5 protein-coding genes are annotated in these 3,071 nt (G+C 55.0%); all 5 read left to right on the forward strand.

Going from position 1 to position 3,071, the window contains the following annotated elements:
* On the forward strand, positions 1-753 hold a 753-nt coding region (locus MVK46_RS02700; protein WP_297535096.1), incomplete at its 5' end, for a 2-hydroxyacid dehydrogenase.
* A 10-nt stretch (positions 754-763) separates the two neighbouring features.
* A complete protein-coding gene (locus tag MVK46_RS02705) occupies positions 764-1,759 on the forward strand; it encodes a M42 family metallopeptidase (protein WP_297535097.1) in 996 nt (331 codons plus the stop codon).
* 42 nt (positions 1,760-1,801) lie between these two features.
* Positions 1,802-2,056, forward strand: coding sequence for an AbrB/MazE/SpoVT family DNA-binding domain-containing protein (locus MVK46_RS02710; protein WP_297535098.1), 255 nt, complete (start codon positions 1,802-1,804; stop codon positions 2,054-2,056).
* Positions 2,031-2,462 carry a PIN domain-containing protein gene (locus MVK46_RS02715; protein ID WP_297535099.1) on the forward strand — a complete coding sequence of 144 codons (432 nt, stop codon included), beginning with the start codon at positions 2,031-2,033 and terminating at the stop codon, positions 2,460-2,462. Before MVK46_RS02710 ends, MVK46_RS02715 begins: the two co-directional genes overlap by 26 nt.
* Positions 2,463-3,071, forward strand: a 609-nt coding sequence (locus MVK46_RS02720) for a sulfite exporter TauE/SafE family protein (protein WP_297535100.1), incomplete at its 3' end; no start/stop codon positions are given. It abuts the gene before it with no gap.

Here is a 3,071-nt window from a genome sequence, read left to right on the forward strand (position 1 = left end):
ACCAAGAAGGGAATCTACGTCACCAAAGTGGCCGGCGTTCTCAGCGAGGCGGTGGCGGAGTTCGCCGTCGGCTTAACGGTAGCGCTTCTGAGGAAAATCGCCTACGCCGACAGGTTCATAAGGGCTGGAAAATGGGACTCCCACAGAACTGTGTGGAGCGGTTTCAAGGACATCGAGACGGTTTACGGCAAAAAGGTTGGAATCCTCGGCATGGGGGCGATAGGAAAGGCAATGGCGCGGAGAATGAAGGCAATGGGGGCGGAGATACTCTACTGGTCGCGCTCTCGGAAGCCCGATATCGAGGAGGAAGTTGGCGCGAGGTACCTTCCCCTTGACGACGTGCTGAGGGAGAGCGACATTGTAATCCTTGCCCTCCCAGCGACGAAGGAAACCTACCACATCATCAACGAAGAGCGATTGAAGCTCCTTGAGGGGAAGTATTTAGTGAACATCGGACGCGGAACCCTCGTCGATGAGAGAGCCCTCGTTAAGGCCCTCAAAGAGGGCAAGCTGAAGGGATACGCGACCGACGTCTTTGAGAACGAGCCGGTTCAGGAGCACGAGCTTTTCGACTACGAGTGGGAGACGGTTTTAACGCCCCACTACGCCGGCCTCTCGAAGGAGGCTATGGAGGACATGGGCTTTCAGGCGGTTAGAAACCTCTTGGCAGTTCTGCGCGGTGAGGTTCCGGAGACGCTCGTCAACAGGGAAGTTCTGAAGGTTCGCCCTCCGGAAGAGGTAAAGATGCTCTGAGGTGGTCTGAATGCTTGTCGAGGAGTTGAGGGAGATAACTCGAATTCCCGGAATTTCAGGCTACGAGGAGAAGGTCAGGGAGAAAATCGCGGAGTGGCTCGAACCATACGCCGACTACACCGTCGATACAATCGGCAATCTCATAGTTGAACTCGGCGAAGGCGAGCTGAAAGGCATCTTCATGGCTCACATGGACGAGATAGGGCTTTTGATTACCGGAATAAGGTCCAACGGGAAGCTCACCTTCCGGAAGGTCGGCGGGATAGACGACAGACTGCTCTACGGCAGGCACCTCGACGTTGTAACCGAGAACGGAAAGCTCGACGGCATTATTGGAGCACTTCCGGTCCATCTCAACCTCGAGAGGAAGTTCGACACCGTTCCCTGGAACAAGCTCGTCATAGACATCGGGGCCGAAAGCAGGGAAGAGGCCGAGAAACTCGGCGTCAAAGTCCTCGATTATGCTGTCTTCAAGAAGCACTTCGCGGTTCTCAACGACCGCTACGTCTCGACACGCTCCCTCGACGACCGCTTCGGGGTTGTGGCACTTGTTGAGGCGATAAAGGACCTGGTTGACCACGATTTGGACGGCAGATGGATTTTCGCCTTCACCGTCCAGGAGGAGGTCGGTCTCAAGGGTGCCAAGTTCCTCGCGGAGAGTTACTCGCCAAAGTACGCCTTCGCGGTGGATTCCTTCGCCTGCTGTGCAGATATTACGGGCGACGTCAGGCTCGGTGGAGGAGCTGTCATAAGGGCCGTGGATAACTCGGCCATCTACACGAGAAGATTGGCGAGGAGAGTAGTCGAGATAGCCTCACGCAATGGGATTCCCCTCCAGATAGGGGTTACGGGCGGTGGAACCGATGCTTCCGCCTTTCAGCACAAGAGCGAGGTTCTGGCTTTGAGCGTCCCGATTAAGTACCTCCACAGCGAGGTCGAGACGCTCCACTTGGGCGACCTCGAGGCGCTGATAAAGCTGATTGAGGCTATAGCGCTGGAGATGTAAACCCTTAAATACGCCAACACGATAGTGGGAATGGTGGGAAAAATGGGAATAACGAAGGTTGACTCCAAGGGCAGGGTTGTAATTCCGAAGGATGTCCGGAGAAAGCTCAACATCAAGCCGGGGGAAGAGTTCCTCGTTACGGAGATAGACGGCGATACGATAGTCCTGAGGCGCTTCAACGTCAAAAAGATGCTCGAAAAGCTCGTCAGGAACTCGATGGGAGTGGATTTAGAGGAGCTTGAGGCTGAAACCGAAGAAGAGGGGAACAGGGTTGCGAAGGAACTATACGGGCTCTAAATTTCTCCTCGACACGAACGTCTTCATAGCGGCGGTTAAACGGGGCTGGACTGACACAACCGAGCTTTTACTTCATTTTTTAACCAGCAAACGCTACACTCTGGTGGCAAACGACGTCTTGATGGCTGAGTACAGAAAATACGCCGAAAAGCTCAACGCGCTGGATTTCTATGAGTTCATTAGAAGGCGAGTTACGATTGTGAACCCAAGCAGGGAGGAAGTGCTCCACGTTCTCCCGTATTTTCCGGAGATACAGCTTGCGGATGCCGTCCATGCGGCAACGTGCCTGAAAAGCAGGGCAATCCTCGTTACCAACGACAGGCACTTTGAGAAGGTTTCCCGCGCTGGTATTATTGAGGTTTGGAGCATAAGCAGGGCAATAAAAACGCTCCTTGGAGGTGATTGAGTGCTGAAATACCTCGGCTACTTCGCGGTCGGCGTCTTCATCGGAACCCTCGCGGCACTGTTCGGTCTCGGAGGGGGCTTCCTGATAGTGCCAGCCCTCAACCTGCTCGGAGTCGAGATGCACCACGCGGTCGGAACCTCGAGCGCCGCTGTGGTTTTCACTTCGCTCAGCTCGGCTATTGCATACTCAAGGCAGAGGAGGATACACTACAAGGTCGGACTTCTGCTGGCCTCTACGGCGGTTGTAGGCGCCTACATAGGGGCATGGCTCACATCGTTCATCAGTGCCCCCAAGCTGAAGGTCATCTTCGGTCTTGCCCTAATCGTCGTTGCAGTGAGGATATACAGAAAGAAAACCGCAGAGCCGAGCGAGGTCAGGCTTGAGGACGTTAGGGTGAACTACAAGCTCGTCCCAATCGGCGGGTTTTTCTCGGGGATTGCCAGCGGTCTGCTCGGCGTTGGGGGCGGGATAATAAACGTTCCATTCCTCGTGTGGCTCGGCATGCCGATTCACTACGCCGTCGCGACTTCAAGCTTTGCCATAGTGTTCACCTCCGCGAGTAGCGCCCTCAAGCACTACATGCTGGGCAACGTTGAACTTCACTGGCTC

The organism is Thermococcus sp. (assembly GCF_027066465.1).
GTDB lineage: Archaea > Methanobacteriota_B > Thermococci > Thermococcales > Thermococcaceae > Thermococcus.